Here is a 917-nt window from a genome sequence, read left to right on the forward strand (position 1 = left end):
CTCTGGGCCAAGCGCTTGCAAAGTACTAGTCTCTTCATCGCGTTCCTTGTTTGTTATCTTCTATTGTTAACTGTACTACAGGTTCTATACCTGTGTAAAGATCGTGAAAAAAACCGGCACCATTATCGGTACCGGTTTTGGACATGCATCTTTTACGGACAATCAGCCGCGGTATTCCTTCACCATGTCGACGAAGTATTGATGCAGCCGTGCATCCTCCGTCAACTCCGGATGGAATGCTGCCGCCAAATAATGTCCTTGCCGAGCAGCCACGATCTTTTCTTCATACTTGGCAAGTACCTGACCGGCTTCGCCTACTTCCATGATATACGGCGCGCGGATGAAAACGGCTGGATAATCCGCCGCTACTCCTGCGACCGGAAGCTCGACCTCAAAGCTTTCCTTTTGGCGGCCAAAGGCATTGCGCTCCACCTTGATATCCATCAATCCGAGATGGCAGTCGTCTTGGCCGTTTATGCGTTTGGCGAGCAAAATCGCTCCCGCACATGTACCGAATATCGGTTTTCTTGCTTGGCCAAACTCGCGCAGCGCTTCGATAAAACCGTATTTATGCATCAGCTTGCTGATGGTCGTGCTCTCTCCGCCGGGAATGACCAATCCGTCCAGATCTTCAAGCTCGTCCACCTTTTTAACTGCAACTGCCGTCGCACCTGCTGCCTCCAGCATGCGGATATGCTCAGCGACAGCTCCCTGCAAGGAAAGAACGCCAATTTTCATGATCGGTCACCTTACCATCCGCGCTCTTGCATGCGGTCTGCTTCACGCAGCTTGGAGATTTCCAGACCCGGCATAGCTGTACCCAGTCCTTTGGAGACGCGGGCAATCAGTTCATAGTCAGTGTAGTGTGTGGTTGCTTCTACGATCGCGCGAGCAAATTTCTCCGGATTTTCCGATTT

Annotated in this window: 1 protein-coding gene and 1 pseudogene; both read right to left on the minus strand. The window is 51.5% G+C overall.

Features of this window, described 5'->3' with window-relative positions:
• Positions 1 to 162: 162 nt before the first annotated feature.
• Positions 163 to 741, minus strand: coding sequence for a pyridoxal 5'-phosphate synthase glutaminase subunit PdxT (gene pdxT, locus EDM54_RS25285; protein WP_171505955.1), 579 nt, complete (start codon positions 739 to 741; stop codon positions 163 to 165).
• An 8-nt stretch (positions 742 to 749) separates the two neighbouring features.
• A pseudogene (locus EDM54_RS25290) lies at positions 750 to 917 on the minus strand (pyridoxal 5'-phosphate synthase lyase subunit PdxS); the annotation flags it as partial.

This window comes from Brevibacillus borstelensis, assembly GCF_003710865.1.
GTDB classification, from domain to species: Bacteria; Bacillota; Bacilli; order Brevibacillales; family Brevibacillaceae; genus Brevibacillus; species Brevibacillus borstelensis.